Here is a 25168-nt window from a genome sequence, read left to right as displayed (position 1 = left end):
CATCAATAACGAAGTTATGTTGCCGCCATGAAACGTGACCTGCTGGGCAGAAAACTGGTTGTCACCGGAGCGGCACGCGGCATCGGCGAGAAGGTGGCCCGCCTGGCCGCCGCCCGAGGCGCTCGTGTGACCCTGATCGGCCTCGAACCCGACCGGTTGCGCGCCCTCGCCGATGACCTGGGCCCCACCGCTTCCTGGCGTGAGGCCGATGTGCGCGACGGCGCCGCTCTGCGGTCGGCGATCGACGAGGCCGCGGAGGTCATGGGCGGCATCGACCTCGTCGTCGCCAATGCCGGGGTCGTGGCGTACGGGACGGTGCGGCAGACGGACGAGGCGTCGTTCGAGCGGGTGATCGACGTCAACCTGAACGGCGTGTTCCGCACCCTCAAGTACGCGACACCCCACCTGGAACGCAGTCGGGGCCACGTGCTGGTCGTGGCGTCCGCGCTGTCGTTCATGCCGCTGGCCGCGATGGCCTCCTACGGCGCGAGCAAGGCCGCGGCCGAGCTGCTCGCCCTGACCTACCGCCAGGAGGTGGCGCACCTCGGGGTCACGGTCGGCCTTGTACACCCGTCCTGGATCGACACGGACCTCGTCCGGGGCGCCGAGGCGGACCTCCCCTCGTTCCAGGGACTGCGTCAGCGGCTGCCGTATCCGGGCAACGTCACGACGAGTTCCGACCGGGCGGCCGCCGCGATCGTCGACGGACTGGTGCGCCGACGCAGTCGCGTGTATGTCCCGCGCGCGGTCGTCGTGGCCAACTGGGCGAAGGCGGCACTGAATTCACCCCTGACCTGGCCCTGGGCGAGGCGCTTCGCGGCCCGAGCGGTTCCGTCCCTGGAACGCGAGGTCGCGGCGCTGGGCAGGCATGACCAAATCACGCCGGGCGCCGGCGCGCCCACCGCGGAGACCAAGTCTTCCTAGCCGCGTACAGGGCAGCAGCCGACCACCCGGCTTTCAGTGGCCCTGCACCATCGAGTCGTACAAGCGCGCGCCCGTTTCGTGCGAGGCCTCGGCACGCTTCCGCTCGTCGCCCAACCCGACAGAGAAGTTCACGCCCAGCGGCAGCATCACCTGCGCCACCGCGTCCTCGAACTCGACGAAGTGATCGGCCAGTTCGAGAGTGATGTAGCCGTGGACCATGCTCCACAACTGTGCGGCTATGACCTCGGGTTCCTGCTGCTCGACCCTGCCGGAGGCCACAAGGCGCGCACACGCCGCGGTGACATGGGTGTGGGCGTCCCTGAAGGCCGGCGAACGCCCACTCAAACGATGATCCGCGTCCGACAGCGGCCGGTACGTCGCCCGAGTGGACAGCCCGAACATCAGGTCGTACAGGTGAGGGTTCTCGCGGGCCACTCGACGACAGGTCAAGGCCATGACGAAGAGATCCGCGATCGGATCCTCCGTCACCGGCACCAGCGCGAACGCCGCGCCAAGCTCTTTGAACCCGTGGTCGACAACAGCTCGCATCAGCTCGGGGATTCCCCCGAAGTGGCTGTAGAGCACCATCGTCGACAGTCCGCTCGCGGACGCCACCGTGCGCGCCTTGACAGCCGACGGCCCCTGCTCGGCGAGCAGGCCGATGGCGGCTCGCACAAGCCGGTCAGGTGCGTTCTCAAGTCTCGCCCGCCCTGGCATTTCTCTCGGCCTCCATCGTTGACACAGTTGAAATAACTTGGTTATCTAACCCTGCGCGGCAATAGTACACATCACGGGTGAGGTGCCGTCCCGGACACAGGCACTCGTCCTTGGACACCCCATCACGCGCCGTCCAGGTTTTCTGCCGCCCGCGCGGCCACAGCCCACCGGGGCGATCCGCACCCCCTCGGCGCGACACCCACCCGTCGCTGCCCGCCACACCCTTTCCACTCCCCCATGAACGCGAGCCGGGAGCAGAATCCATGCCATACAAAGACAAGGGCCACCTGGAGATCGAGCAACGCGGGGCCGTCCTGGTCGTCCGCGTCGACGGCGGCCCCCACCAGGTGTTCGGCCTCGACATCGCCAATCAGCTCGACAAGCTGGTGGCCCGGGCCGACCGCGATCCGGACATCCGCGCCGTCGTCTTCACCGGGGCACATCCCGAGCGGTTCGTCAGCCATGCCGCAGTCGGTTGGCTGCAGGAAGAGGGCGCCGCGAGCCCGACGGTCGGCCGACGCGGCGCCGCCGCCGTCGTACGGATGGCGAAGCATGTGGACCGGTTGCGTTTCCTCGGGCCCGTGATGCGCAGGACCCCGATGCGGGGAGCCCTGCAACTGGAACGCCTGCACACGACGTTCCTGCGGATGAACAGCAGCGGTGTGCTCTTCGTCGCCGCCCTCAACGGTTCGGCTCTCGGCCTCGGCGCCGAGTTCGCCTGGGCGTGCGATCTGCGGGTCATGGCCGACGGGGACTTCTTCATCGGCCAACCGGAAATCCTCCTCGGCATCATCCCGGGCGGAGGTGGGACCCAGCGGCTGACCCGTCTGATCGGCACCCACCGGTCCTTGGCCGCGATCCTCGAAGGCAAGCCGTTCACGCCCGCGGAGGCGCTCGCCAACGGGGCGGTCGACAAGATCGTTCCGCAGGACAAGGTGGTGGCACAGGCGGTCGAACTCGCGGAGCACTTCGGCAAGCGGCCGAAGGGGTCGGTCGCGGCCGCCAAGAGGTCGGTGTACTTCGGCGGCTCGATGTCACTGGAGGACGGCCTGCACGTCGAACGCGCCGAGTTCTTCACCAGAGTCATGTCGAAGGAAGGCCAGGAACTGATGCTCGACTACATGGCGACGACGGACGCCACCGGCGAGCTCCCGCTCTACCGGCCGGACACCTACGCGCAGTCCCTCGCGTCGGGCAGCGTGCCCGGTCGCCGCTCGGCGAACGGACGGTGAGCCGACGATGACCACTTCCCAGCCCTACACCCGTCGTGACATCACGTTCTCGTCCGGCGACAGCAGGTGCGCCGGATGGCTCTACCTCCCCACGGGCGTCACCTCCCCGCCCGTCGTCGTCCTCGGGCACGGCCTGGGCGCCACCCGTGAGATGCGCCTGGACGCCTTCGCCGAGCGTTTCGCGCAGGCCGGCATAGCCGCCGTGGCCTTCACCTACAGGCACTTCGGCGACAGCGGCGGCCACCCCCGCCAGCTCCTGTCGATCAAGCGTCAGCTCGCCGACTGGGACGCCGCCCTCGCCTACGTCACATCCTGTCCTGACGTCGACCGCGCTCGCGTCGCGGTGTGGGGCAGTTCCTTCGGCGGCGGCCACGCCATCACCGTCGCCTCCCGCCATCCCGAACTGCGCGCGGCCGTGGCACAGTGCCCGTTCACCGACGGTCTCGCCTCCGCGCTCGCGCTCGGCCCGATGGCGTCGCTCAGGATAACCCCCGTGCTGGCCCGGGATCTGTCGGCCAGAGTGCGCGGCAAGGCGCCCGCGATGGTTCCCATCGCCGCCCCACCCGGTTCGCCGGCCCTGATGAACGCCCCGGACGCCCTGCCCGGATACCAGGCGCTGCAGCCGCCCGGGACGACGTTCCGCAACGAGGTGGCGGCACGGGTGATTCCGACCATCGCCGGCTACCGGCCCGGGCGTGCGGCGAGGAAGGTCACCATGCCGATCCTCTTCTGCGTCAGCGACACCGACTCGGTCACGCCTCCCGCCCAGACCCTCCGGTACGCGGCCACCGCGCCCCTGGGAGAGATCAAGAGGTACGACGCCGGCCACTTCGACTTCTACAACGGTGAGACCTTCGAGGCACTGGTACGCGATCAGGTCGCGTTCCTCTCCCGCCAGTTGCACCCGGCGCCCGCCGCGTCGACTCCTTGACCGGATCGCATCACACCGAGACAGGTACACCTCGCCATGGATTTCGCTTCCCTGACCGACCGCCGCGCCGAACTCGACCCCCATGGGGCCGCGGTCTCGGACGGGCACCAGTCCCTCACCAACACCCAACTGCTGAACCGCGTCCGTACGGCGGCACGTCAGCTCCACGCTCTCGGAATCGGCCCCGGAGACGTCGTCGCCCTCAAGCTGACGAACCGTGTCGAGTTCGTCCTCCTGCTGTTCGCCTCCTGGCGGCTCGGCGCCACCGTCACACCGGTCAACCCGAGCATGACCGATGCCGAAGTGGTCCGACAGCTCAAGGACTCCGGTGCGCGCCTGCTGGTGGTCGAGGACGGTGCGGCCGTCGTGACGGACGGTACCGCCGTACTCGCCGTCGCCGAACTCGACGAACTCGACGAACTGGCTGAAGGGACGGTGACGGAGCCGGATCAGGCACCGGTTCCGGACCCGTCCGCGCTGGCCCTGCTCATCTACACCAGCGGTACGACCGGTGTTCCCAAGGGTGTGATGCTCGACCACGCCAACATCGACGCCATGGTGGAGATGGGGCACCAGGCGTTGGACGTCGGACCGACCGACCGGTGCCTGCTGATCCTGCCGCTCTTCCACGTCAACGGAATCGTGGTCAGCGTCCTCATGCCTCTGCTCGTGGGCGCGAGCGTCGTGATCGCGGGCCGGTTCGACCCCCGTACGTTCTTCGACCTCGTCGAGCGGGAGCGCCCCACCTTCTTCAGCGCCGTGCCGACGATCTACGGCATGCTCGCGGCGCTCCCCGAGGACGTCCGGCCCGACACATCGTCGCTGAGGTTCGGGGTCTGCGGCGCCGCGCCCGCCTCCGCCGAGTTGCTGACCCGGTTCGAGGCCCGGTACGGCGTTCCCCTCATCGAGGGGTACGGGCTGTCCGAAGGGACCTGCGGCTCCACCATCAACCCGGTCGCGGGCCCTCGCCGCGCGGGAACCGTGGGGCTCGCCTTCCCGGGCCAGGAGATCCGGATCGTCGACGCCGACGGTATCGAGGTGGCACCGGGCATCGACGGTGAGGTCGTCGTGAGGGGGGCCAACGTCATGCGTGGCTATCTCGGCCGTCCGGACGAGACAGCCGAGGTCGTCATCGGCGGCTGGTTGCACACGGGCGACATCGGCCACCTCGACGCCGAGGGGTATCTGACCCTGGTCGGGCGTTCGAAGGACATGATCATCCGGGGTGGGGAGAACATCTACCCCAGGGAGATCGAGGACGTGCTAGCCGGCGATCCGTCGGTACTTGAGGCCGCCGTGATCGGCGTACCCGACGAGACGTGGGGAGAGGTGGTGGTCGCCTACGTCCAGCCGCGCCCGGGTTCGACCGTCGATTCCGAGGCTCTGAAAGCCCTGTGCGCGCGCAGCCTCACCGGCTACAAGCGCCCGACCGCGTTCTTCGTGGTGAAGGCCATCCCGAAGAACGCGGTCGGCAAGATCGACAAGCCCTCGTTGCGGACCGCCCACGCCGCGGCGTCTGCCGGATCCTGATCCCTACGGCTACTCCGCGAGGGCGGACGGAATCAGCTGTTCCGCCCAGATGACCTTCCCCTCGCGGTGGTGCCGCGTGCCCCAGCGTTCGGTGAGCTGGGCGACCAGGAGCAGGCCGCGACCGCCCTCGTCGAACGCCCGGGCGCGGCGCAGGTGCGGGGTGGTACCGCTGGCGTCGGAAACCTCGCACGTCACGGTGGACTCTAGGATCATCCGCAGCCGGACGGGGCTCTTGCCGTAGCGGATCGCGTTCGTCACCAGTTCGCTGACCACGAGTTCCGTGGTGAAGGCCATCTCGTCCAGCCCCCAGGCAGCCAGCTGGTCGGAGGCGAAAGCGCGCGCTTCGGAGATGACGGCCGGATCGGAGGGGAGATCCAGTGTGGCGACATGGTCGCCGTCCAGCGCTCGGGTGCGCGCCAGAAGAAGAGCGACATCATCGGAGGGGCGGTTCGGCAGGAGGGCGTGGAGCAGTCCGTCGCAGGTCTCCTCCAGGGACGCCGGCGCCAGGGCGAGGACGTCGGACATGACCGCGAGGGCTCCGTCGACGTCGCCCTCGCGACTTTCGATGAGGCCATCGGTGTACAGCGCCAGAAGACTGCCCGGTGACAGTTCGAACTGGGCTGTTTCGAAGGGCAGCCCGCCCAGGCCCAGGGGCGGGCCGATGGGCAACTCCGGGAAGGTGACCACGCGGGAGTCCGGCGCGTCACCGGGAGTCACCACGGCCGGCAGGACATGTCCGGCGCTTGCCAGGGAACACACACGGGAGACGGGATCGTAGACCGCGTACAGGCACGTGGCGCTGATCTCGTCCATGCCCCGTTGTTCCGCGCGCTGCAGCCGGATGACCACGTCGTCGAGGTGTGTCAGCAGTTCGTCGGGGGTGAGGTCGATGTCCGCCAGAGTGCGAACGGCCGTTCGTAGTCGGCCCATGGTGGCCGAGGCCTGAAGGCCGCGGCCCACCACGTCGCCCACGACGAGGGCGACCCGGGCTCCGGAGAGCGGGATCACGTCGTACCAGTCACCGCCCACGCCGGCGCGGGCTCCGCTGGGCAGGTAGCGGGAGGCGGTCTCGACGGCGGACTCGTCCGGTGCGTGCTGAGGCAGCAGGCTGCGCTGGAGGGTGAGGGCGATGGACCGCTCCTGGGTGTAACGCCGGGCGTTGTCGATGTTCACCGCTGCTCTGGAGACGATCTCCTGGGCGAGAAGCAAGTCGTCGTCGTCGAACGGATCCGCCGACCGACGGCGGCAGAACTGCGCCAGTCCCAGCGGATTGCCCCGTGCCCACAGCGGGACGAGGAGCATGGAGTGGATGCCGCCCGCACCCGAGGCACCGCTGCCGTCTGCGGGCACCTTCAGCCACGTCGGCGTTTCGGAGGCCGTGATGCCGAGGCGGAGGGGTTGTCCGGTGGCCAGCGCGACAGCCGGCTCCGACCCTTCCGGGTAGAAGTGTCTCGGCCATGAGTCGGCTGTCCGGTCCGGGCTGCCGTCCGAAACGGACCGCGTGACCCGGCGGAGTACCGCCGGGCCCTCTGCCGGTTGCGTCCCCTCTTCTCGCAGAGCGGCCTCAAGGAGGTCGACGATGACGAGGTCGGCGAGGTGGTCGGTGCCGACGTCTGCCAGCTCCTGAGCGGTACGGGCGGTGTCCAGAGTGGTCCCGATCCGCGTGCCGGCCTCGTTGATCGTGATCAGCCGCCGCTGCAGCCATCGGTCGCGTGCTCTCTGATACACCGCGACCGCCTGCTGCGAGGTGCGATCGGCGTACTCGAAAGCCATCGCGCTCAGTGTGATCATCACTTCGTTGATCAGCTCAGGGTCCTTGGTAAGATGTCCGGTCTCCTCGTAGAACAGCTCGAGCAACCCTGCGTGGACGAGCCGATGGACGCGCAGGAGTTCGCTGATCTGCACCCCGTGCTCAGCGAGCCGAGAAGCGAAGACAATGGCCGCGGGGGGCGTCTTGATTTCGGACAGTTCGCGGCCGTGCTCAAGAAAGTCCAGAATGCTGTCGACATGCTCGGCCAGACCCGCCGGCGCCGCGGCGGCGATGTCCTCGTACCTCCACACCTCGGGCAGCTCGCTGCGCAGGCGCTGCAGCACCGATTCGGTCAGCTGATCCGATTGCGGCTTGAGCCCTCGGGCGAGATCCGCAAGGAAGGCATGGGCGTCGGTTCCCATAGACCAAAATGTACGGGTAAAGGTAGGCGCGGGCACTTCCCGGCCTCTTCCCCGTTTCCCGCGAGGCCGGCTGGAATTCCGGGGTGCCGGGCGACGACGACCCTCGCCGTCGCCGCCCCACCCGGCCGATGTGCCCTCTTCCGGATCAGAGACCGCCGGGGCCCGCGCCAGAGGCCGTTGAGGAAGTCCAGCAACTCTCTGTTGACCGCCTCGGGCCGCTCCTGCCGATCCAGTGCCCACAGTCCGCCAGGATCACCGATCCGCGCAGGTCGTGGACGTTCTCCGCGATCCGGGCGATCGCTTCCCGGCTCCAGATCGTCGTCACGTCCCGGTCGCCACCGATGAAGAGCGCGGGCACGGTCACCGGCCTGCTCTCGTACTCTCCAAGGACCTCCCGGTTCAGGTCGAGGGTCCGGTAGTAGTTCAGCGGACCGGCCAGTCCGGTGTGCTCCAGCTCGGCGACGAGGAAGTCCACCTCGTCCGGGCCGGCGGATCGCCCTGCCGCCGACGGCGGAAACGACCGGTTCGACCGGTGACTCACCACCTCCGGTTCCGATACCTCATCCGTAGACTTCCATCATGGAACGGAAGAGCTTTCAGGACATGAGCTGCCCGGTCGCGCTGGCGCTGGAACGGGTCGGCGAGTGGTGGAGCATTCTCATCCTGCGCGACGCGACACATGGCATCACCCGGTTCGACGGGTTCCAGAAGAGCCTGGGCATCTCACCGAACTCCCTGACCCGCCGACTCGGCGCGCTCGTCGAGGCCGGCCTCCTCGAACGCCGCCGCTACAGTGACCGCCCGCCGCGGGACGAGTACGTCCTCACCGAGGCCGGACACGCCTTCCTACCGGTACTCACCGCCCTGTACGCCTTCGGCGCCAAGCACTTCCCGCCGGAGGCGCCGAACGTCCGTCTGGTGGACAAGGAGTCAGGCACCGACGTCGATCCGCTCCTGATCGACCGCACGACCGGCCACCCCATCGACGAGGAGCACACCATGTTCCTGCCGGGACCGGCCGCGGACGTACGGCTCCGAGCCGTACTCGAGCGGAGGAACGAGCAGGCCTCGTGAGCCCAGGGTGACCACCGTCACGACAACCAGTCACTTGCATGATGATAGTGACTCTCTTAATGTGATCCCCTGAGCCCGCAAATGAGCGTGAGCACGTGGGCGTCCCGCTCGGATCAGATGGCCGAGCACCGCTCCCCACACCCGCCGCCGCCACGGCGGGGGCAGTCACACGACGAGGTGTGCCATGAGCGCTTCAGCAAGCGGCCGAGCCGGCCGACAACAGCCGTATGTCTGTGGCACCGTCCCGCTGGATGATCAACCAAGCGACAACAGACAGCCGTTGAACACCTCCGCCGACAACACCGCCCGGCTGTCGCTGTCCCTCACCCTTGCCTGACGGGACGAGCCTGCCCGCGTCGGCACCCACCCGGACCACCAGTCGTGGAGTCACCCGCGCGCCGACTACACCGCCCCGGCCTACCAGCGTCCTGGTTTCCTCGATATGCCCGACATCTCCGTCGTACCTGACCTCGTGCCCTTGATCTCGCCGACCGAAGGAAAACTGACATGAGCGCAACCGCTGAGGTGGCACGGAGACTCGAACACGTCGACGTACTGATCGTCGGAGCCGGCATCTCCGGCATCGACCTGGGCCATCACCTGAAGACGAAGCAGCCGGGCCGGACCTTCGCCATCGTCGACGGCCGAGACGCGATCGGCGGGACCTGGGACCTGTTCCGCTACCCGGGCATCCGGTCCGACGCGGACATGCAGAGCTTCGGCTTCGCGTTCAAACCGTGGACCAAGGACAACGCCATCGCCGACGCCCACGAGATCCTCGACTATCTGCACGAGGCGATCGCCGAGAACGACCTCGACCGGCACCTGCACCTCGGCCACAAGGTGCTCCGCGCGGACTTCTCGTCCGGCCAGGCGCGCTGGACCGTCACACTGGAGCGCACCAGCGACGGCGAGCAGTTCGACGTCACCTGCCATGTGCTGTTCTCCGCCGCCGGCTACTACGACTACGCCGGCGGATACACCCCCCACTTCGAGGGGCGCGAGGACTTCAGCGGCCCGATCATCCACCCGCAGCAGTGGCCGGAGGATCTCGATCACACCGGCAAGAAGGTCGTCGTCATCGGCAGCGGCGCCACAGCCGTGACGCTCCTGCCGTCGATGGCCGAGAAGGCGGGCCACGTCACGATGCTGCAGCGCTCACCGTCGTACGTACTGCCGATCCCGCGCCGGGACCCGATCGCCAACACCCTGCGCCGGCTGCTGCCGGAGACGGCCGCGTGGCGGCTCTCACGACAAATCAACATCAACCGTCAGCGCCTGCTCCTGGCCCTCAGCCGCCGCTACCCGGGGCAGATGCGCCGTCTGATCCGCAAGCTCAACGCCAGTGCACTGCCTGAGGGGTACGCGGTCGACACCCACTTCAACCCCCAGTACAACCCGTGGGACCAACGGTTGTGCGTGGTCCCCGACTCCGACATCTTCAAGGCCATCTCCAGCGGTGCGGCATCCGTGGTCACCGACCGCATCGTGCGGTTCACCGGACACGGGATCCTGCTCGAGTCGGGTACCGAACTCGACGCCGACATCATCGTCACGGCCACCGGGCTGAACATGCTGCCCTTCGGCGGGATCGCGCTGCACGTGGACGGGCAGGCCGTCGATCTCCACGACCACCTCATCTACAAGTCCATGATGGTCAGCAGCTTGCCCAACTTCGCGTTCGCGCTCGGCTACACCACCAACGCGTGGACGCTCAAGGTCGACCTGGTCTCCGACCACCTGTGCCGACTGCTCGCCCACATGGACCGCCACGGCTACTCCACCGTCACCCCGATCGCCGACGACCCGACGCTCACCGGACGGCCGTTCCTCGACATGGACACGGCATACATCAACCGCGGTATGCCCTTGTTCCCGCAGCAGGGCTCCCACGGCCCGTGGACGGTGAGCCAGGACTACGCCCTCGACCGTGCCCGGCTGGGCGGCCCGGTCGAGGACCCCGCTCTGAAGTTCTCCTCCACCGTGGTGGGCTCGGCCGCGACACCGGGCGCGATGGCGACGTCCGAGGAAGCGGCGGCGGCATGAGCACGCCCGCCTTCATCTCCGCCAATGGCCGCCGCACCCGCGTCCGTGTCGAGGGGGATCCGGCCGACCCGCCCGTGCTGCTGTTGCACGGCATCGGCCGCAGCCTCGAGGACTGGGCCCCGCAGTTCCCGCGCCTCGCCCAGGGACATCGGTTGATCGCCCTCGACCTTCCGGGCTTCGGGTTCTCTGCGCGCTCCCCCGAGCCCACCACACTGGAGGTCCTGGCACGTGGGGTGCTCGAGACTCTCGACGCCCTCGGCGAGCAGCGGCCGCTGCAGGTGCTCGGTAACTCTCTCGGTGGCGCGGTCGCGCAGCAGTTGCTCGTCCTCGCTCCGGAACGGGTGGCCGGCCTGGTGCTGGTCAACAGTGCCGGATTCGGCGCCGAGGTCGCGCTCCCGCTGCGGCTGCTTGCCGCCCCCGTTCTCGGCCGTCTGGCCACTCGCCGCACCACGGAGGCCGGCGCAAAAATGGCCGAACGCCTGCTCTTCGCCGACCCGGGACTGGCCACCACGGTGCGGATCGAACACGCCTTGGCCATCGCCCGCCAACCCGACCCGAGCACTGTGCTGCTGGAGACCCTCCGCGAACTTGCCACCCTGCGCGGCACCAAGCCCCGCTGGCGCGCCGAGTTGACCGCGGCGGTCGCGAAGCACCCCCGCCCCACCCTGATCGTCTGGGGCGACCGTGATCGTGTCCTGCCCGCCCGTCACCTCGACTCCGCCCGTCGGCTCCTCCCGCGCGCCGAGGCCCATCTGTTCACCGGGATCGGTCACATGCCTCAGATCGAATGCCCCGACGAGTTCGCCACCCGCGTCCTGGCGTTTCTCGCCGACGCACGAAGCCCCGACCGACCCGAACCGGCAGAGCCTTCGGCAGCGCCGGTTCATCGCACCGTCCCGCACGACGCGGCGACCACACCCTGATCGCTGCACCAGGACCACGCCGGCCGGGTGTTCATCGTCGACCGGCTCAAGGAACTGATCAAGCACAAGGGCTACCAGGTCCCGCCCGCCGAACGCGAGGCCCTGCTGCTGACCCACCCGGCCATCACCGACACAGCGGTCATCGGGGTCACCGACGACGAGGGTGAGGAGATCCCCAAGGCCTTCGTCGTCGGCCGACCCGGCACCGACCTCACCGCGGACGAGGTCATCGAGCTCGTCGCGCGCCAGGTCGCCCCGTACAAGAAGGTCCGGCGGGTCGAGTTCATCGACGCCATACCCAAGTCGGCGTCGGGCAAGATCCTCCGCAAGGACCTCCGCACCCCGGCCGAGTGACCCCCACGGTCGGGGCCCACCGGGTGACGGTCCTCACCCCTGCGGCGGGCGGCCCTGACGTGTCCACCCGAGCGGGGCGCCCACCCAGAATTGCCTCGCCCGTTCCCGCCCCGCCCCGTGCCAGGCGCCGCGACTCGTCCCGCTCGCGGCGCCTGCACAAACCACAGATCAGGCGTTGCCGCCCCGAGGCAGGAGTGCCTCACCGAGCATGCGCCAGTACGGCATCGCGGATTCGCCCGGCTCGATCCCGATCACCTGCACCGCGACATGATCGGCTCCGGCCGCGACATGGGCATGGAGCTTCTCGACAATGGTGTCCAGGTCGCCCCAGAACACGAGGTCGTCGACGATGCGGTCGCCGGCACCGGCGATCTCCTCCTCCGAGTAGCCCAGTCGGCGGAACTTCGCGACGTTGTAAGGGGAGTTCAGGTACGGATGCAGGTGTTCACGCGCGATCGCGCGGGCCCTGCCGGGGTCGGACTCGAACAGCACAGCGTGCTCGACGCCCAGGAACGTGTCCGGCCCGAGGATCTCGCGCGCCAGCGCGGTATGCGCCACGTTGACGTGATAGGTCTGCGCGCCGGCCGTGCGTTCGCCGGCCAGCTCAAGCATTTTGGGCCCGTACGCGGCCATGATGCGGCGCATCGGAGTCTTCGGCAGGGGGTTGGGCGTCTGGAGCGCGTCCATCTCGTCGAGGTATGCGGTCATGGCGGCCAGGGGCTTGGTCCCCGGCCCCTGCCCGCCGCCGAATCCCAGACCGAGCACATGCCGGTCGGGGTAGGCGTCGGCCAGCAGGAGGCCGGCGCCGTACGCCCACCGGGCACCGCGTGACCAGATCTGTGCGATGCCGTTGATGACACGCATCTGCTCGGTACAGGAGAGCAGATAGCCGGCGTGCGTGAACGCGTCGCGCCCGAGGAGCTCGGGAATCCACAACGCCCGCCAGCCCTGCTCCTCGAGCTCCCGGACCGACTCGCGTATCCGAGCCGCCGACTGGACCTCGAAGTCGAAGGTATAGACCCCGAACCTCCCGAGATCCAGGCCATCGATGCCGCCCATCGAAACATCTCCTCGCAGTCAAGTACTGGATTAGACAGACAGGTCTGTTCACTTCTTGCAGTAGACAGACCTGTCTGTTAACTTACACCTCATGACCACCACGCCCAAGCGACTCCCGGCCCGGGACCGCATTCTCGACACCGCCTGCGCGCTGTTCTACGCACACGGCATCCACGCCGTGGGGGTGGACCGGCTGATCGCCGAGTCGGGAGTCGCCAAGGCCACGCTGTACAAGCAGTTCCCCAGCAAGGACGACGTGGTCGCCGCCTACCTGCGGCGGATGGACGACAGCTGGCGGCGCCAGCTGCGCTCAGCGGCACTCGCGGCCGGGGACGACCCACGCGAGCAGCTCTTCGGCCTCTTCGTCGCACTGGAGTACGCGGCGCGAGAGGGCACGCTGGGCTGTGCGTTCATCAACGCGGTGGCGGAGTACGAACCCGGCAGCACCGCTCACGCCATCACCGCCGAGCACAAGCGCACCGTCCGCGAATGGGTGCGCGACCTGGCCACCGCAGCCGGCGCGGCGGACCCTGACACGCTCGCATTCCAGCTCACGGTCCTCATCGACGGCACACTGGCGGCGACCCGCGTCGAAAATGCCGACGCCGCCGCCGAGGCCGCCAAGCAGGCCGCACGCGCCCTGCTCGACGCGACCTGCCCCCGATAGCCCCCTGAAACGCGCCGCTCGCGGCTCCTTCCCAAGACCCATACCAGACAGACCTCTCCGTTCAGTAGACAGACCTTTCTGTTCACCACTCTCAGAGCAGCACCTCTCCGAAGGGACTCGATCCACATGTCCGAGCAGAACCTGCCCACCACCGCCCACGCATGGCACCTGGACTCCCGCCCCGAGGGCCGGCCGACGGCGTCGAACCTCTCGCTGCGCGAGGTGGAACTCCCCACACTCGGCCCCGGGCAGCTCCTGGTCGCCAACGAGTACCTCTCGGTAGACCCCTACATGCGCGGCCGGATGAGTGACAAGAAGTCCTACATCGAGCCCTACGAGGTGGACGCACCGCTCGACGGCCCCGCGGTCGGCCGCGTCCTCGCCTCCAACGCCGAGGGCTTCGCGCCCGGCGACCACGTGATCCACGTACTCGGCTGGCGCGACCACGCGGTCCTCGACGCGGCGACCGCCCAGAAGGTGGACCCGAATCTGGCCCCGCTCACCGCCTACCTGGGCGCCCTCGGCGTCACCGGCCTCACCGCGTACATCGGGCTCGAGCGGTTCGCGAAGATCAAGGAGGGCGACACGGTCTTCGTCTCCGGCGCGGCGGGCGCGGTCGGCAGCCAGGTCGGTCAGATCGCCAAGCTGAAGGGTGCCGGCCGCGTCATAGGCAGCGCGGGCTCGGACGACAAGGTCAAGCTGCTGATCGAGGAGTACGGCTACGACGCGGCCTTCAACTACAAGAACGGGCCGGTCGCCGAGCAGCTGGCCCACGCGGCCCCGGACGGCATCGACGTCTTCTTCGACAACGTCGGGGGCGAGCACCTGGAGGCGGCGATCGGCGCTCTCAAGCTGCACGCGCGGATCGTCCTGTGCGGGATGGTCTCCCAGTACAACGACGAGAAGGTCGTCGGGCCGCGCAACCTGTGGAACCTGCTGGTGACGCGGTCCGACATCCTGGCATTCATGTTCAGCGAAGAGCTGGACCTCCAGCCCGACTTCGTCCGCGAGGTCGGCGGCTGGCTCGCCGAGGGCAAGCTCCGCTACCGCGAAACCGTGCGGGACGGCCTCGACAACACCCTGGACGCCTTCCTCGCGATGATGCGGGGCGAGAGCGTCGGGAAGATGATCGTCAAGCTCTGAGTCCGCCTTTCAGCCGACCGCGCGAGGGGGCCTGCCGTGCACACGGCAGGCCCCCTCCGTTTCCCCCGCTCCGCACAGAGCCCTTGCGACCACCGACTCGGCCCCGTTAACATTACGACCATACTTTAATGGATCCGGGCCCTCTCAGCCGATGACCCAGATCCCCCTTCCGGTCCGACGGCCCGCTCTGCGGCTGCCCGGGAACACCCACTTCACCAGGAACTCTCCATGGACCTCTCCACCAGCACCGCCCTTGTCACCGGAGCCAACCGGGGCTTCGGCCGGGCCCTCGCGGCCGAACTGCTCAGCCGTGGCGCCACCGTCTACGCCGGCGCCCGTAACCCCGACCATGTCGACCTGCCCGGCGCCAAGCCGATCGCGCTCGACATCACCGACCCCGCCTCCGTCGCGGCCGCCGCCGCAGTCACCGGCGACGTGACCGTCCTGGTCAACAACGCGGGGTCCTCCACCGGCGCCGACCTGCTCACCGCGGACCTGGACGACATCCGCCTGGAGATGGACACGCACTACTTCGGCACCCTCTCGGTGGCCCGCGCCTTCGCACCCCAGATCGCCGCCAACGGCGGGGGAGCGATCCTGAACATCCTGTCCGGCCTGTCCTGGGTCAGCTTCCCGGAATTCGGCGCGTACTGCGCCGCCAAGTCCGCTCAGTGGTCGCTCACCAACGCCCTGCGCCAGCAACTCGCCGCCCAGGGCATCCGCGTAGCCGGCCTGCACGTCGGCTACATGGACACCGACATGGTCCGGACCGTCGACGCGGCCAAGTCCGACCCCGCCGACATCGCCCGAATCGCCGTCGACGGCATCGCCGCCGGCGCCTACGAGATCCTCGCGGACAACGCCGCCCGCCAGGCACAGGCCGCACTGGCCGGAGGCGTTTCCGTGCTCTACCCGCAGCTCCCCTGAGGTCCGGCAGCCAGGAATCCGCACCGAGCCGGTGGATGCCGGTGCTCGGTATCGCACGCCGCGCCCCGGCATCCACATCCATTGCTCACGCCAGGTACGTCTGCCAAGGGAACCTCATGGATCAGCAACGCAAGCAACCGGCTCGGCGCGGCAGCGCCATCTGGGCCGTGGCCATCACCAGCGCGGCCGGATTCATCGCCGCGCTCGACAACCTGATCGTCACCACCGCCCTCCCCTCCATCCGCGAGGACCTCGGCGGCGGCCTCGAAGACCTCGAATGGACGGTGAGCGCCTACACCCTCACCTTCGCGGTCCTGCTCATGTTCGGCGCCTCCCTCGGCGACCGCTTCGGCCGCCGAAGACTGTTCGTCATCGGGCTCGCGATCTTCACCGCCGCCTCCGCAGCGGCCGCCCTCGCCCCAGGAATGAGTGAACTGATCGCCGCCCGCGCCGCGCAGGGCGTCGGAGCCGCGATCGTGACGCCCCTGACACTCACCCTGTTGTCGGCGGCCGTCCCGGCCGAGCGGCGCGGTGTCGCCTTGGGTATCTGGGGCGCGGCCAGCGGCATCGCCGTCGCCACCGGACCGCTGATCGGCGGCGCACTCACCGAGCACATCGCCTGGCAGTGGATCTTCTGGGTGAACGTCCCGCTCGGCCTGGCGCTGATGCCGCTGGCCCTGCTGCGGCTGGACGAGAGCCGCGGCCCGAACCCGAGTCTCGACCTTGTCGGCACGGTCCTGGCCAGCGGCGGTCTGTTCGGCATCATCTACGCCCTCATACGCGGCAACGTCGACGGCTGGACCAGCACCCCGGTGCTGGGCGGCTTCATCGCGGGGGCCGCCCTGCTCGTCGGCTTCGTCCGCTACGAACTGCGCGCCAAGCACCCGATGCTGCCGATGCGCCTCTTCCGCCACCGCTCCTTCAGCGCCATCAACGCGGCCAGCCTGCTGATGTTCGTGGGCATGTTCGGGGCGATCTTCCTTCTCAGCCAGTACCTGCAGACCGTCGGCGGCTACTCGCCGATGGAGGCCGGCGTGCGCATGCTGCCCTGGACCGCCATGCCCATGATCGCCGGACCACTGGCCGGAGCACTGTCCGACCGCATCGGCGGCGCCCCTGTCGTCATGGTGGGCATGGCCCTGAACGCGGTGGGCCTCGGGCTCTGGGCACTGGCCGTCGAGCCGCAGGTGTCGTACACCGCTCTGCTGCCGGCCCTGATCGTCTGCGGCATCGGCATGGGCATGTTCTTCGCCCCCAGCGCGAACCTCGTCATGAGCACGGTCCGCCCGGAGGAGCAGGGCATCGCCTCCGGCGCCAACAACGCGATCCGTGAGGTCGGCGGCGCCATCGGCGTCGCGTCGCTGGCGGCGGTCTTCTCCGCCCAGGGCGGCTACGGGTCCGCCTCACTGTTCGTGGACGGCCTGGTCCCGGCGCTCTGGGTCGGCGCCGGTGCGGTCGCCCTGGCCGCGGCCCTGGCGTTGCTGATACCCCGGCAGCGCAAAGCAGGCGGCCCGACTGCCGACCTTGCCGCAGGATATGGTCCGGCGGGCGCCCCGGTCGCGATCTGAAGCCCGGCCCGAGGGGCGGCCCAGCCGGTTACGGCGAGGCCGCGCCGCCCCTCAGCCCCGTCCTGCCGTCCTGCCCGTCCAGGCTCGCTCGCCATGCGGGCATCACACTGCGTTCGAGGGCCCCTCGGACATCGCGCCCCTCGGGCCGGCGCTCGACCGGCTGAGGGGCGCCGCTCCATCACCGTGGGGGTTCACCGGCTCTTCTTGTCGGCCAGGAAAGGCCGCAGATGCGCCAACAGCGCCTCCGGTTGCTCCTCCGGGATGAAGTGGCCGCACTCCGGGATCTCGGCACCGGTGACGTCGTCCGCGTAGCCCCGCCAGATCTCCAGTGTCGGCAGGCGGGCAGGCAGCCCCGCGGAACCCCACAGCGCCAGCAGCGGCATGGTGAGGCGGTGGCCTTCGGCGGCGTCGATGTCGTCGAGCGCGGTGTCCTCCTCCATGGCGCGGTAGTCGTCGAGGCTCGCGCGCAGGGCGCCCGGGCGGGAGAACGCACGGACATAACCGTCGACCGCGTCGGCCGTGAGTCCGTGGCGGTTGTAGGTCCACCGCTCGAAGAAGTACTCGAGATACCCGCGGATGTCGTGCCCCACCAGGCGCTCGGGCAGATCGGGCTGCATATGGAACAGCCAGTGCCAGTAACCGGAGGCGAGCGAGGCGTCCAGGCGGCGGAACATCTCCCGGGTGGGAACGATGTCGAGCACGGCCAGCCGCTCCACCTGGTCCGGACGGTCCAGCGCCCAGCGGTGCCCCACACGAGCGCCGCGGTCGTGCCCCACGACCATGGCCCGCTCGAAGCCGAGCGCCTCGACGAGGCCTGCCATGTCGGCGGCCATCCGGCGCTTGTCGTAACCAGTGGTGGGCTTGTCGCTGAGGCCGTATCCGCGCAGGTCCGGCGCCACAACGGTGTGGTCGGCGGCGAGATCCGCCAGTACCGGCCGCCAGCAGTCGGAGGTCTGCGGCCAGCCATGGAGCAGAACGAGCAGAGGGCCGGATCCCGCCCGGACATAGTGCAGACGGACCCCGTCCACCTGTGTCACTCCGGTTGTCACTGTCGGCTGTCCCATGGGTGCGCCTTCCTGACATGAGCTAACCGCCTAAGACGGTTAGGCTAGCGGGCAGAATGGAGACATGGCAACGGACGACTTGTGGATCTGGGATGGCGGACGGGTCTGCCTGGACTTCGCCAACACTCTCCGAAGCCGGTGGAGAACCACTCCGGAGGAGACACTCCGGGGACCGGACGACCTGATGGGCTGGCTCCGGGAGGCCCTTCTGCTCACACCGGGGTCCACAGGTCCCACAACGGCAGCCGTTCTTGGGTCCGCCCGGCACCTGCGTGAGACCGTCGACCGGGCCGTACTGGCGGTCGCCGACGGCCGACTGCCCACATCCGGCGACGTGACGCTGCTCAACCGCTCGGCAGCGGCGGCCCCCAGACCCACCCTGCAACTCGTCATCACCGACGACCGACTGGAACCCGCCGACGCCACGACCCTCACCGCCGACCCCGCACTCGCGCTGGCGCTCATCGCCCAGGACGCCGTCGACCTGCTTCTGTCCGCCGAGATCCGGCGCGTACGCGTCTGCGGAGCGGACCACTGCGCGCTGCGTTTCCTGGACCGCTCTCCGGCCCGCAACCGCCGCTGGTGCTCCATGTCCCGCTGCGGAAACCGCACCAAGGTCCGCCTCCATCAGGCGCGTACACGACAGAGCGGCCGGATCACGGAAAGCTGACGCAGGACTTTCCGCAGCTCACTCGGGCGCACTCGTACGAGAGGCTGGGCCGGGGACGCTCTCGATGTCCTTCGCTTGCACCGGGTGGCCTCGTACGCAGCGAATCCGGACGTCGACGTGCGCGACGCACCCGCGGTGTCTCGCCAGTACCGCCGGCCCCACGTAGACGATTCACATTACCTCGCGGTCATAATATTATTTACGCCAGGCAAGAGACTGGACTCGGATTCCAAGCAACGGCCTTACATCGCGACGGAAGGAACCCTGTGGCGCGCTACGCCAAGGAGCACAAGCAGGTGACGCGGCAACGGATCATCGAGAAGGCCGGCCACCGATTCAAGCAGGACGGCATAGACGGCTCAGGCATCTCGACACTGATGGCCGACGCCGGGCTCACCAACGGAGCGTTCTACGCCCACTTCGCCTCCAAGGACGACCTCGTCGCCAACGTTGTCGCCGATGAACTGCGCACACAGGTGGAGAAGTACGACACTCTGCGGCCCGGCCGACAGGGAGTCGAGGACTTCGTTCGCGGCTACCTGTCGCCCGAGCACCGTGACCGGCCCAGCACCGGATGCCCCTCCGCCGCACTGCTCGACGAGATCGGCCGCTGCGCGGACGTCACCAAGCAGGCGTACACCGAGGGCGCGACGGCCATCGTGGAAGAGATCGCCGCTCGTCTGGCGCCTGCGGATCCGCAGTCCGCTCGCGGCAGGGCCATTGGGCTCTTCACCATGCTGGTGGGGACACTGCAACTGTCCCGCGCCCTCGCCGACCGCAAGTTCGCCGACGAGGTCCTCGAGCAGGGAATCGAGAACGCCCGCACGTTCATGCCCTGAGAGGAACGTCCGGGTCGCAGCAGTCTGGTGGCCGACCTCCGCCCGGCGATGCGCGAGGGCATTGAGCCGAACCCGGATGCGACAACCTTCCGTCCGTCCGGGTAATGGCCGCTCTCCGCCCCTTCGGACTCGTCAAGTGGCCTCTCCGACACGCATGACTGGTCGACGGGCGTCGACCACCCGGGCCGGGGAAGCCACCGACGTCCCCAGCGCGCATACCGCCCGCCCCTGCCCTCACCCGCTACCCCTCAAGAAAGTCGAGGGCTTCCGTCACAAACTGCTCCTGGAACAGGAGGCCACCAGAAGCATGGCCGCCACAGCGACCACGCCCCGGCCCGCCCGCCCGGAGGCGGCGGGGTCACCTGTGAGCCATGTCGGGGCATGACCGAAGCGCCCGCGCCGCCGACCGGCGTCTCGCCGCCACGAGACATGACACACCGGGGAGCCAGGGCCCCCTTGCGGGCCGTTGACCAACCTCATAGAATGATGAACGTAATTCAATCAGCCGGAGCCCGGTGTGCCAGTCACACCGGCATCCATGACGACCTGGCCGGGGTGGTGGTCGAGGCGGGTGCGGCAGTTACGGGTGCACGATCGACGATGACGCCATGCGCGACCCGACAAGGACCGCGTCGACACGTTCACCGAACTCGTCGCAGTGCACCAGGACGATGTGGCGATCAAGCCGGCCACGCTCACCCCGCTCATCGACGCCGACAGGATTCGGCCCGCAACCCGACACCGCCTTCCCGTTCGAGTCGACCCGGAAGGCGCTGGAGTACGCCGGGACAGGGCACGCGAAGACAGGCACGGTCGTCGTCACGATCACGTGAAGAACCCGATTCCCTCCGGTCCCCCGGCAACGAGACCGCCCCGACACCCACCTACACGAAAGACCTGGACATGAGCGCACCGCGGAACTCCCCGCCCCCCTCACGATCGAGCCACAAGAACGCGCCGACCCGCTCCGTGTCCGTCGGCGGGATGGACTTCGTCTACCGGGAGCTCGGTCCCGAGGACGGAGTGCCGCTGATCCTCCTGATCCACATGGCCGGGAACCTGGACAACTGGGATCCGCGCGTCGTCGACGGACTCGCCGCACGACGCCGGGTGATCACCTTCGGAAACCGCGGGGTCGGCGGGTCGGGCGGTTCCACGCCGGACACGATCGAAGGGATGGCCCACGACGCGGTGCGGTTCATCCGGGCCCTCGGCTTCGACCAGGTCGATCTGTTCGGTCTGTCGATGGGCGGCTTCATCGCGCAGGTCGTCGCGGAAGAAGAACCACACCTCGTCCGCAAGGTCATCCTCGCGGGCACCGGTCCCGCGGGCGGCCACGGCATCGACAGGGTTCCGGCTCTCGCCATCCAGGCCACGATCAAGGGCGCCCTGACCCGCCAGGACCCAAAACTCTCCCTCTTCTTCACCGACACCACAAGCGGCCGACAGGCAGGCCGCGCCCTCCTGCGACGACTGGAGGAGCGCACGGACAACCGCGACAAGGACATCTCGCTGCCGTCGCTCCGCGCCCAGCTGAAGGCCGTCAAACGATGGGGCCGCCAGGCCCCGTCAGACCTGTCGGCCGTACGCCAGCCCGTCCTCGTGGCAAACGGTGACCACGACCGGATGGTGCCCAGCCAGAACACGATCGACCTGGCCGCCCGTCTGCCCAAGAGCGAACTCGTCCCCCTCTATCCTGATTCCGGCCACGGAGGGGTCTTCCAGAACCACGAGGATTTCGTCGCTAGGGCGCTCGGGTTCCTCGAGTCCCGAGTTTGATCGGATGCCGCTGGAGCGGGCCTCACATTCGCCGTACTGACGCCGGACCAGAGGCGCGATGGGATGCCCGGCCCATCCCGCGCGCCTCCCGCAGCGTCCGAACACTCCGCCATCCGACGGCTGAGCCCCGGCTGAGCCCCGCCAGTTGCGCGTCTCAGTGGCAGGCGCACCCACTGCGATCCGGTCTGCACCTTCTCGGCGGTCGCGTCGATCACCTCACGACGGCCCCGTGAACAGGCTCCACGCCTTGGCATCCGATCCCGCCGCAGAGGCTTGTCAGCGCCCACTGCGCGTCAATCGCTGGGTGCAAGGCGGCCCAGCGGCACGGACAAAAACGGCTTCCCCCGTCTCGACCCGTGCGATCACAGACCGGGCTTCGTTCTTCGACCTCTCACGCACGCTTGGCGCGACTGCCCGTCGCGGGCCTTCCGGGCGCAATCGATTCCGGAAAGGCCCGAGTGGCGCCCGGCCGCGGAACTTCATGAGGGAAGGGCTAGAAATTACCGTATGGTCGTAATAGTATGACCGTTCGCCCTTGGGGCGTCAGGGGACCTCCCCCTCTCGGCCTCTGGTCCCGCCGAATCAGCGCATACAGAAACGAGGCCCTTCGTGCATGACCTCCCATTTCAGTCAGCCGCTGACCAGTTGAGTGCGCTGGCCTCGGGCGAGGTGTCGAGTGAGGAACTGCTCGAGGTCTACCTGAGCCGCATCGACGCCCACAACGGCACGCTCAACGCGATCGTCACCCTTGACGTCGAGCGGGCGCGACACGCGGCCAGGAATGCCGACGCGAAACGGGCGAGTGGGGCAGAACTCGGCCCGCTGCACGGTCTGCCGATCACGCTGAAGGACAGCTACGAGACCGCTGGTCTGCGGACCGTCTGTGGTCGGCCCCACCTCAAGGACTACGTGCCCGAACAGGACGCCGAAGCGGTACGACGGCTGCGTGCCGCGGGTGCGTTGATCATCGGCAAGACCAACATGCCCGCGGGGAACCAGGACGTCCAGGCGGACAACCCGGTGTTCGGACCCACGTTGAACCCGTGGAACACCACACGCACCTCCGGAGGCTCCGCAGGGGGTGGCGCCGTGGCCACAGCCGCGGGGCTGACCGCTTTCGACTTCGGCTCGGAGATCGGCGGATCCACCCGCATCCCAGCACACTTCAACGGCCTCTACGGACACAAGGCGACCTGGCGGTCCATCCCGCTGATCGGCCACGTGCCGGGCGGACCCGGTGTCGGGCGATGGGGGGAGATCGACCTCGCCTGCGCGGGCGCCCAGGTGCGCGAGGCGCGCGATCTCGTCCCCATCCTGCACGCGACGGTGGGACCGCCCGAGCGCGACGGCGGATTCAGCTACACCCTCGCTCCACCCAGGGCGAGCGAACTGCGTGGCTTCCGGATCGCGGTGTGGCCCGAGGACGTGTCGTGTCCCGTCGACCACGATGTCGCCACAGCGATGGACGACGCCCTCAATGCCCTCAAGGCGGCCGGCGCGAAGGTCGAGTTGCGGCCCTCCGGCCTCCCGGGAGACATGGCGACCAGTCATGACATCTTCCTGCGCCTGCTCTTCGGTGCGTTCACCTACGACCGATCCGGACTGACAGCGGCCTCCAACACCGCACTCCTCGCGCGTCTCGTCCAGCATCCTCGTGGAGAAGCGCTGCACGCCCTGCGAGGAACCTTCCAGTCCCACTACAGCTGGCTCCAGGCGGACGTGGCACGCCATGAGCTGCGGCAGCGGTGGACCGAGTTCTTCCGGGACTTCGATGTTCTGCTCATGCCGGTCACACCGACCACGGCACCGCCTCATCACAACAAACCGATCGACAGATTCGGACGCCGGATCCAGGTCGACGAGCGGCCTCGCCCCTACTGGGACCAGGTCAAGTGGAGCGCCATCGCCAACGTGGCCGGCTCTCCGGCGACGACCATCCCCGTGCGAACCGGCCGAGACGGTCTGCCGGTCGGGCTCCAGGCGATGGGTCCGAGCGGCGGAGACCTCACCACCATCAAGTTCGCCGAGCTCCTCGGCCGAGAACTCGAGGGCTACCAGCCCCCTCCGGCCTTCATGTGACGATCCGCCGACCCCCACTGCCCCGAACCCGACCTCCAGGCAACCCCGGCTGGCGGCGACCACACCGAAGTAGGCCCCGATGAATACGCTGGACACCCCCCTCACTCTCCCGAACGGCCAGATACTGCCCAACCGCCTCATGAAGTCGGCACTCAGCGAGTCGCTGGGAAACAAGAACAACGCCCCCGACGGGCGCCTCGGCCGTCTGTACTCCACATGGAGCCGCGGCGGCTACGGCCTCATGATCACCGGCAACGTCATGGTCGATCGCGCACAGCTCGGTGAACCGGGCAACATCGTCATCGAGGACGAGCGTGATCTCGACGCGCTCTCGCGCTGGGCCAAGTCGGCCCAGGACTCGGGCGGTGCGATCTGGGCACAGCTCAACCACCCCGGACGCCAGGCCAACCCCTTGGCACTCGGACACACGCCGGTGGCCCCCAGCCCGGTCCCGCCGAAACTGCCCGGAGCCACGACGCCGCGCGAACTGCGACCCGCGGAGATCGAGGAGATCATCGAGCGCTTCGCCACGGCCGCGGCCGTGTGCGAGACAGCCGGCTTCAACGGTGTACAGGTGCAAGCGGCCCACGGGTATCTCATCTCGCAGTTCCTGTCACCGCTGTCGAACCGGCGCGACGACGACTGGGGCGGCGATCTCGAGCGGCGGATGCGTTTCGGCCTCGAGGTCGTCCGCCGCATCCGCGGCCGCGTCGGGCCCGGCTTCGCGGTGGGCGTCAAACTCAACTCGGCGGACTTCCAGCGGGGCGGCTTCACCGAGGACGAGTCCCAGGCCGTGCTGGCCGCGCTCGCCCACGAAGGCGTCGACCTCATCGAGGTCAGCGGCGGTAGTTACGAGTCCATGGCCATGAGTGGCTCGGCGGCCCCCAGCACCAGGGCACGCGAGGCGTACTTCTTGGAATACGCCCGCACGGTTCGCAAGCGCGTGGGCGACATCCCCCTCGCCGTCACAGGCGGATTCCGCACCCGCGATGCCATGCTGCGAGCCGTACAGGCCGGCGAATGCGACGTGGTCGGCATCGGCCGGCCGACGATCACCACACCAGACGCGGCCCGGCTCATCCTCGAAGGGCGGGCCGACGCACTCACGGCACACCAGGTGCGCTACGGCATGAGGACCCTGCTGGGTAAAATCGCCGACCTCAAGGTCCTGGACGGCGTACTGGACATCAGCTGGCACACCGACCAGATACATCGCCTCGGGAACGGCCTGCGGCCCGACCTGAATCGCGGCAGCCTTGCAGCCACCCTCGCAATGGTTCGGCGGAACGGGCGCACCTCGTTCCGCGCCAGGCGTGGCGGGTCATGAGCGCCTGCAGCTTCCACGGTCGGAGCCCACGCTGAGCCCGGCTCGGGACAGGCCGCGCTACCCGATGGAGCGTCTCAGCACTGTCCACCGACCCCAGTGGCACCTGCTTGTCGCCTGAACCGTGCTGGGCCCGGCGCGACCTC

21 protein-coding genes and 1 pseudogene are annotated in these 25168 nt (G+C 68.8%); 17 read left to right on the top strand and 5 right to left on the bottom strand.

Annotated elements, in window-relative coordinates; all coding sequences use genetic code 11:
- Positions 1 to 27: 27 nt before the first annotated feature.
- Positions 28 to 924 (top strand): short-chain dehydrogenase/reductase, encoded by an 897-nt coding sequence (locus OG622_RS46935; protein WP_371583276.1) that lies wholly within the window; start codon positions 28 to 30, stop codon positions 922 to 924.
- A gap of 33 nt (positions 925 to 957) precedes the next feature.
- On the opposite strand, the gene OG622_RS46930 is transcribed toward OG622_RS46935, so the two are convergent.
- Entirely contained in the window at positions 958 to 1641 is a 684-nt protein-coding gene (locus OG622_RS46930; RefSeq protein ID WP_371583274.1) for a TetR/AcrR family transcriptional regulator, read from the bottom strand.
- Positions 1642 to 1904: 263 nt separating this feature from the next.
- Between OG622_RS46930 and OG622_RS46925 the strand changes: the two genes are divergently transcribed.
- Genes OG622_RS46925 through OG622_RS46915 form a run of 3 tightly spaced genes read left to right on the top strand, consistent with a single transcriptional unit; the run spans position 1905 to position 5334 of the window.
- Positions 1905 to 2873: an enoyl-CoA hydratase/isomerase family protein gene (locus OG622_RS46925; RefSeq protein WP_371583273.1), complete on the top strand. Its 969-nt coding sequence runs from the start codon at positions 1905 to 1907 to the stop codon at positions 2871 to 2873.
- Between the two features lie 7 nt (positions 2874 to 2880).
- Positions 2881 to 3804 (top strand): alpha/beta hydrolase, encoded by a 924-nt coding sequence (locus OG622_RS46920; protein WP_371583272.1) that lies wholly within the window; start codon positions 2881 to 2883, stop codon positions 3802 to 3804.
- A gap of 36 nt (positions 3805 to 3840) precedes the next feature.
- A complete protein-coding gene (locus OG622_RS46915) occupies positions 3841 to 5334 on the top strand; it encodes a class I adenylate-forming enzyme family protein (protein WP_371583271.1) in 1494 nt (497 codons plus the stop codon).
- Positions 5335 to 5343: 9 nt separating this feature from the next.
- Here the strand turns inward: OG622_RS46915 and OG622_RS46910 are convergent, their stop codons facing one another.
- Positions 5344 to 7506, bottom strand: coding sequence for a SpoIIE family protein phosphatase (locus tag OG622_RS46910; protein WP_371583269.1), 2163 nt, complete (start codon positions 7504 to 7506; stop codon positions 5344 to 5346).
- Between the two features lie 145 nt (positions 7507 to 7651).
- Positions 7652 to 8047, bottom strand: coding sequence for an alpha/beta fold hydrolase (locus OG622_RS46905; protein ID WP_371583267.1), 396 nt, complete (start codon positions 8045 to 8047; stop codon positions 7652 to 7654).
- Between the two features lie 38 nt (positions 8048 to 8085).
- Here OG622_RS46905 and OG622_RS46900 point away from each other — a divergent pair, with 38 nt between their 5' ends.
- The 4 genes and pseudogenes from OG622_RS46900 to OG622_RS46885 form a co-directional block, all read left to right on the top strand.
- Positions 8086 to 8580 (top strand): winged helix-turn-helix transcriptional regulator, encoded by a 495-nt coding sequence (locus OG622_RS46900; protein WP_371583266.1) that lies wholly within the window; start codon positions 8086 to 8088, stop codon positions 8578 to 8580.
- Positions 8581 to 9087: 507 nt separating this feature from the next.
- Entirely contained in the window at positions 9088 to 10626 is a 1539-nt protein-coding gene (locus OG622_RS46895) for a flavin-containing monooxygenase (protein WP_371583265.1), read from the top strand.
- Positions 10623 to 11549, top strand: coding sequence for an alpha/beta fold hydrolase (locus OG622_RS46890; RefSeq protein WP_371583264.1), 927 nt, complete (start codon positions 10623 to 10625; stop codon positions 11547 to 11549). Before OG622_RS46895 ends, OG622_RS46890 begins: the two co-directional genes overlap by 4 nt.
- Before the next feature lie 12 nt (positions 11550 to 11561).
- Positions 11562 to 11903, top strand: a pseudogene (locus OG622_RS46885) (4-coumarate--CoA ligase family protein); the annotation flags it as partial.
- A gap of 168 nt (positions 11904 to 12071) precedes the next feature.
- Here the strand turns inward: OG622_RS46885 and OG622_RS46880 are convergent.
- Positions 12072 to 12962, bottom strand: coding sequence for a TIGR03620 family F420-dependent LLM class oxidoreductase (locus OG622_RS46880; protein WP_371583262.1), 891 nt, complete (start codon positions 12960 to 12962; stop codon positions 12072 to 12074).
- Between the two features lie 91 nt (positions 12963 to 13053).
- Between OG622_RS46880 and OG622_RS46875 the strand changes: the two genes are divergently transcribed.
- The 4 genes from OG622_RS46875 to OG622_RS46860 all read left to right on the top strand — a co-directional run bounded on the left by OG622_RS46875 (position 13054) and on the right by OG622_RS46860 (position 17267).
- Positions 13054 to 13629 carry a TetR/AcrR family transcriptional regulator gene (locus OG622_RS46875; protein WP_371583261.1) on the top strand — a complete coding sequence of 192 codons (576 nt, stop codon included), beginning with the start codon at positions 13054 to 13056 and terminating at the stop codon, positions 13627 to 13629.
- 126 nt (positions 13630 to 13755) lie between these two features.
- Entirely contained in the window at positions 13756 to 14772 is a 1017-nt protein-coding gene (locus OG622_RS46870; RefSeq protein WP_371583259.1) for an NADP-dependent oxidoreductase, read from the top strand.
- A gap of 228 nt (positions 14773 to 15000) precedes the next feature.
- The gene (locus OG622_RS46865) at positions 15001 to 15699 is read left to right on the top strand and encodes an SDR family oxidoreductase (RefSeq protein WP_371583258.1); all 699 of its coding nucleotides are present in this window, start codon (positions 15001 to 15003) and stop codon (positions 15697 to 15699) included.
- 116 nt (positions 15700 to 15815) lie between these two features.
- Positions 15816 to 17267, top strand: a complete 1452-nt coding sequence (locus OG622_RS46860) for a DHA2 family efflux MFS transporter permease subunit (protein WP_371583257.1) — start codon at positions 15816 to 15818, stop codon at positions 17265 to 17267.
- A 191-nt stretch (positions 17268 to 17458) separates the two neighbouring features.
- Here the strand turns inward: OG622_RS46860 and OG622_RS46855 are convergent, their stop codons facing one another.
- Positions 17459 to 18331: an alpha/beta fold hydrolase gene (locus OG622_RS46855; RefSeq protein WP_371583256.1), complete on the bottom strand. Its 873-nt coding sequence runs from the start codon at positions 18329 to 18331 to the stop codon at positions 17459 to 17461.
- A gap of 64 nt (positions 18332 to 18395) precedes the next feature.
- Between OG622_RS46855 and OG622_RS46850 the strand changes: the two genes are divergently transcribed.
- The 5 genes from OG622_RS46850 to OG622_RS46830 all read left to right on the top strand — a co-directional run bounded on the left by OG622_RS46850 (position 18396) and on the right by OG622_RS46830 (position 25025).
- Positions 18396 to 19001 carry an ABATE domain-containing protein gene (locus OG622_RS46850; RefSeq protein ID WP_371583255.1) on the top strand — a complete coding sequence of 202 codons (606 nt, stop codon included), beginning with the start codon at positions 18396 to 18398 and terminating at the stop codon, positions 18999 to 19001.
- Positions 19002 to 19267: 266 nt separating this feature from the next.
- Positions 19268 to 19840, top strand: a complete 573-nt coding sequence (locus OG622_RS46845) for a TetR/AcrR family transcriptional regulator (protein WP_371583253.1) — start codon at positions 19268 to 19270, stop codon at positions 19838 to 19840.
- 903 nt (positions 19841 to 20743) lie between these two features.
- Positions 20744 to 21619: an alpha/beta fold hydrolase gene (locus OG622_RS46840; protein ID WP_371583252.1), complete on the top strand. Its 876-nt coding sequence runs from the start codon at positions 20744 to 20746 to the stop codon at positions 21617 to 21619.
- A gap of 609 nt (positions 21620 to 22228) precedes the next feature.
- Positions 22229 to 23698, top strand: a complete 1470-nt coding sequence (locus OG622_RS46835; protein WP_371583251.1) for an amidase — start codon at positions 22229 to 22231, stop codon at positions 23696 to 23698.
- Positions 23699 to 23777: 79 nt separating this feature from the next.
- Positions 23778 to 25025 (top strand): NADH:flavin oxidoreductase/NADH oxidase family protein, encoded by a 1248-nt coding sequence (locus OG622_RS46830; RefSeq protein ID WP_371583249.1) that lies wholly within the window; start codon positions 23778 to 23780, stop codon positions 25023 to 25025.
- Positions 25026 to 25168 lie beyond the last annotated feature (143 nt).

This window comes from Streptomyces sp. NBC_01314 (assembly GCF_041435215.1).
Taxonomy (GTDB): Bacteria; Actinomycetota; Actinomycetes; order Streptomycetales; family Streptomycetaceae; genus Streptomyces.
The sequence above is the reverse complement of the archived record's forward strand: the minus strand, read 5'-3'. Positions and strand labels throughout refer to the sequence as shown.

Coding starts and splice junctions, on each gene's coding strand:
- OG622_RS46935 (WP_371583276.1), top strand. CDS start 28: ATGAAACGTGACCTGCTGGGCAGAAAACTGGTTGTCACCGGAGCGGCA.
- OG622_RS46930 (WP_371583274.1), bottom strand. CDS start 1,641: ATGCCAGGGCGGGCGAGACTTGAGAACGCACCTGACCGGCTTGTGCGA.
- OG622_RS46925 (WP_371583273.1), top strand. CDS start 1,905: ATGCCATACAAAGACAAGGGCCACCTGGAGATCGAGCAACGCGGGGCC.
- OG622_RS46920 (WP_371583272.1), top strand. CDS start 2,881: ATGACCACTTCCCAGCCCTACACCCGTCGTGACATCACGTTCTCGTCC.
- OG622_RS46915 (WP_371583271.1), top strand. CDS start 3,841: ATGGATTTCGCTTCCCTGACCGACCGCCGCGCCGAACTCGACCCCCAT.
- OG622_RS46910 (WP_371583269.1), bottom strand. CDS start 7,506: ATGGGAACCGACGCCCATGCCTTCCTTGCGGATCTCGCCCGAGGGCTC.
- OG622_RS46900 (WP_371583266.1), top strand. CDS start 8,086: ATGGAACGGAAGAGCTTTCAGGACATGAGCTGCCCGGTCGCGCTGGCG.
- OG622_RS46895 (WP_371583265.1), top strand. CDS start 9,088: ATGAGCGCAACCGCTGAGGTGGCACGGAGACTCGAACACGTCGACGTA.
- OG622_RS46890 (WP_371583264.1), top strand. CDS start 10,623: ATGAGCACGCCCGCCTTCATCTCCGCCAATGGCCGCCGCACCCGCGTC.
- OG622_RS46880 (WP_371583262.1), bottom strand. CDS start 12,962: ATGGGCGGCATCGATGGCCTGGATCTCGGGAGGTTCGGGGTCTATACC.
- OG622_RS46875 (WP_371583261.1), top strand. CDS start 13,054: ATGACCACCACGCCCAAGCGACTCCCGGCCCGGGACCGCATTCTCGAC.
- OG622_RS46870 (WP_371583259.1), top strand. CDS start 13,756: ATGTCCGAGCAGAACCTGCCCACCACCGCCCACGCATGGCACCTGGAC.
- OG622_RS46865 (WP_371583258.1), top strand. CDS start 15,001: ATGGACCTCTCCACCAGCACCGCCCTTGTCACCGGAGCCAACCGGGGC.
- OG622_RS46860 (WP_371583257.1), top strand. CDS start 15,816: ATGGATCAGCAACGCAAGCAACCGGCTCGGCGCGGCAGCGCCATCTGG.
- OG622_RS46855 (WP_371583256.1), bottom strand. CDS start 18,331: ATGGGACAGCCGACAGTGACAACCGGAGTGACACAGGTGGACGGGGTC.
- OG622_RS46850 (WP_371583255.1), top strand. CDS start 18,396: ATGGCAACGGACGACTTGTGGATCTGGGATGGCGGACGGGTCTGCCTG.
- OG622_RS46840 (WP_371583252.1), top strand. CDS start 20,744: ATGAGCGCACCGCGGAACTCCCCGCCCCCCTCACGATCGAGCCACAAG.
- OG622_RS46830 (WP_371583249.1), top strand. CDS start 23,778: ATGAATACGCTGGACACCCCCCTCACTCTCCCGAACGGCCAGATACTG.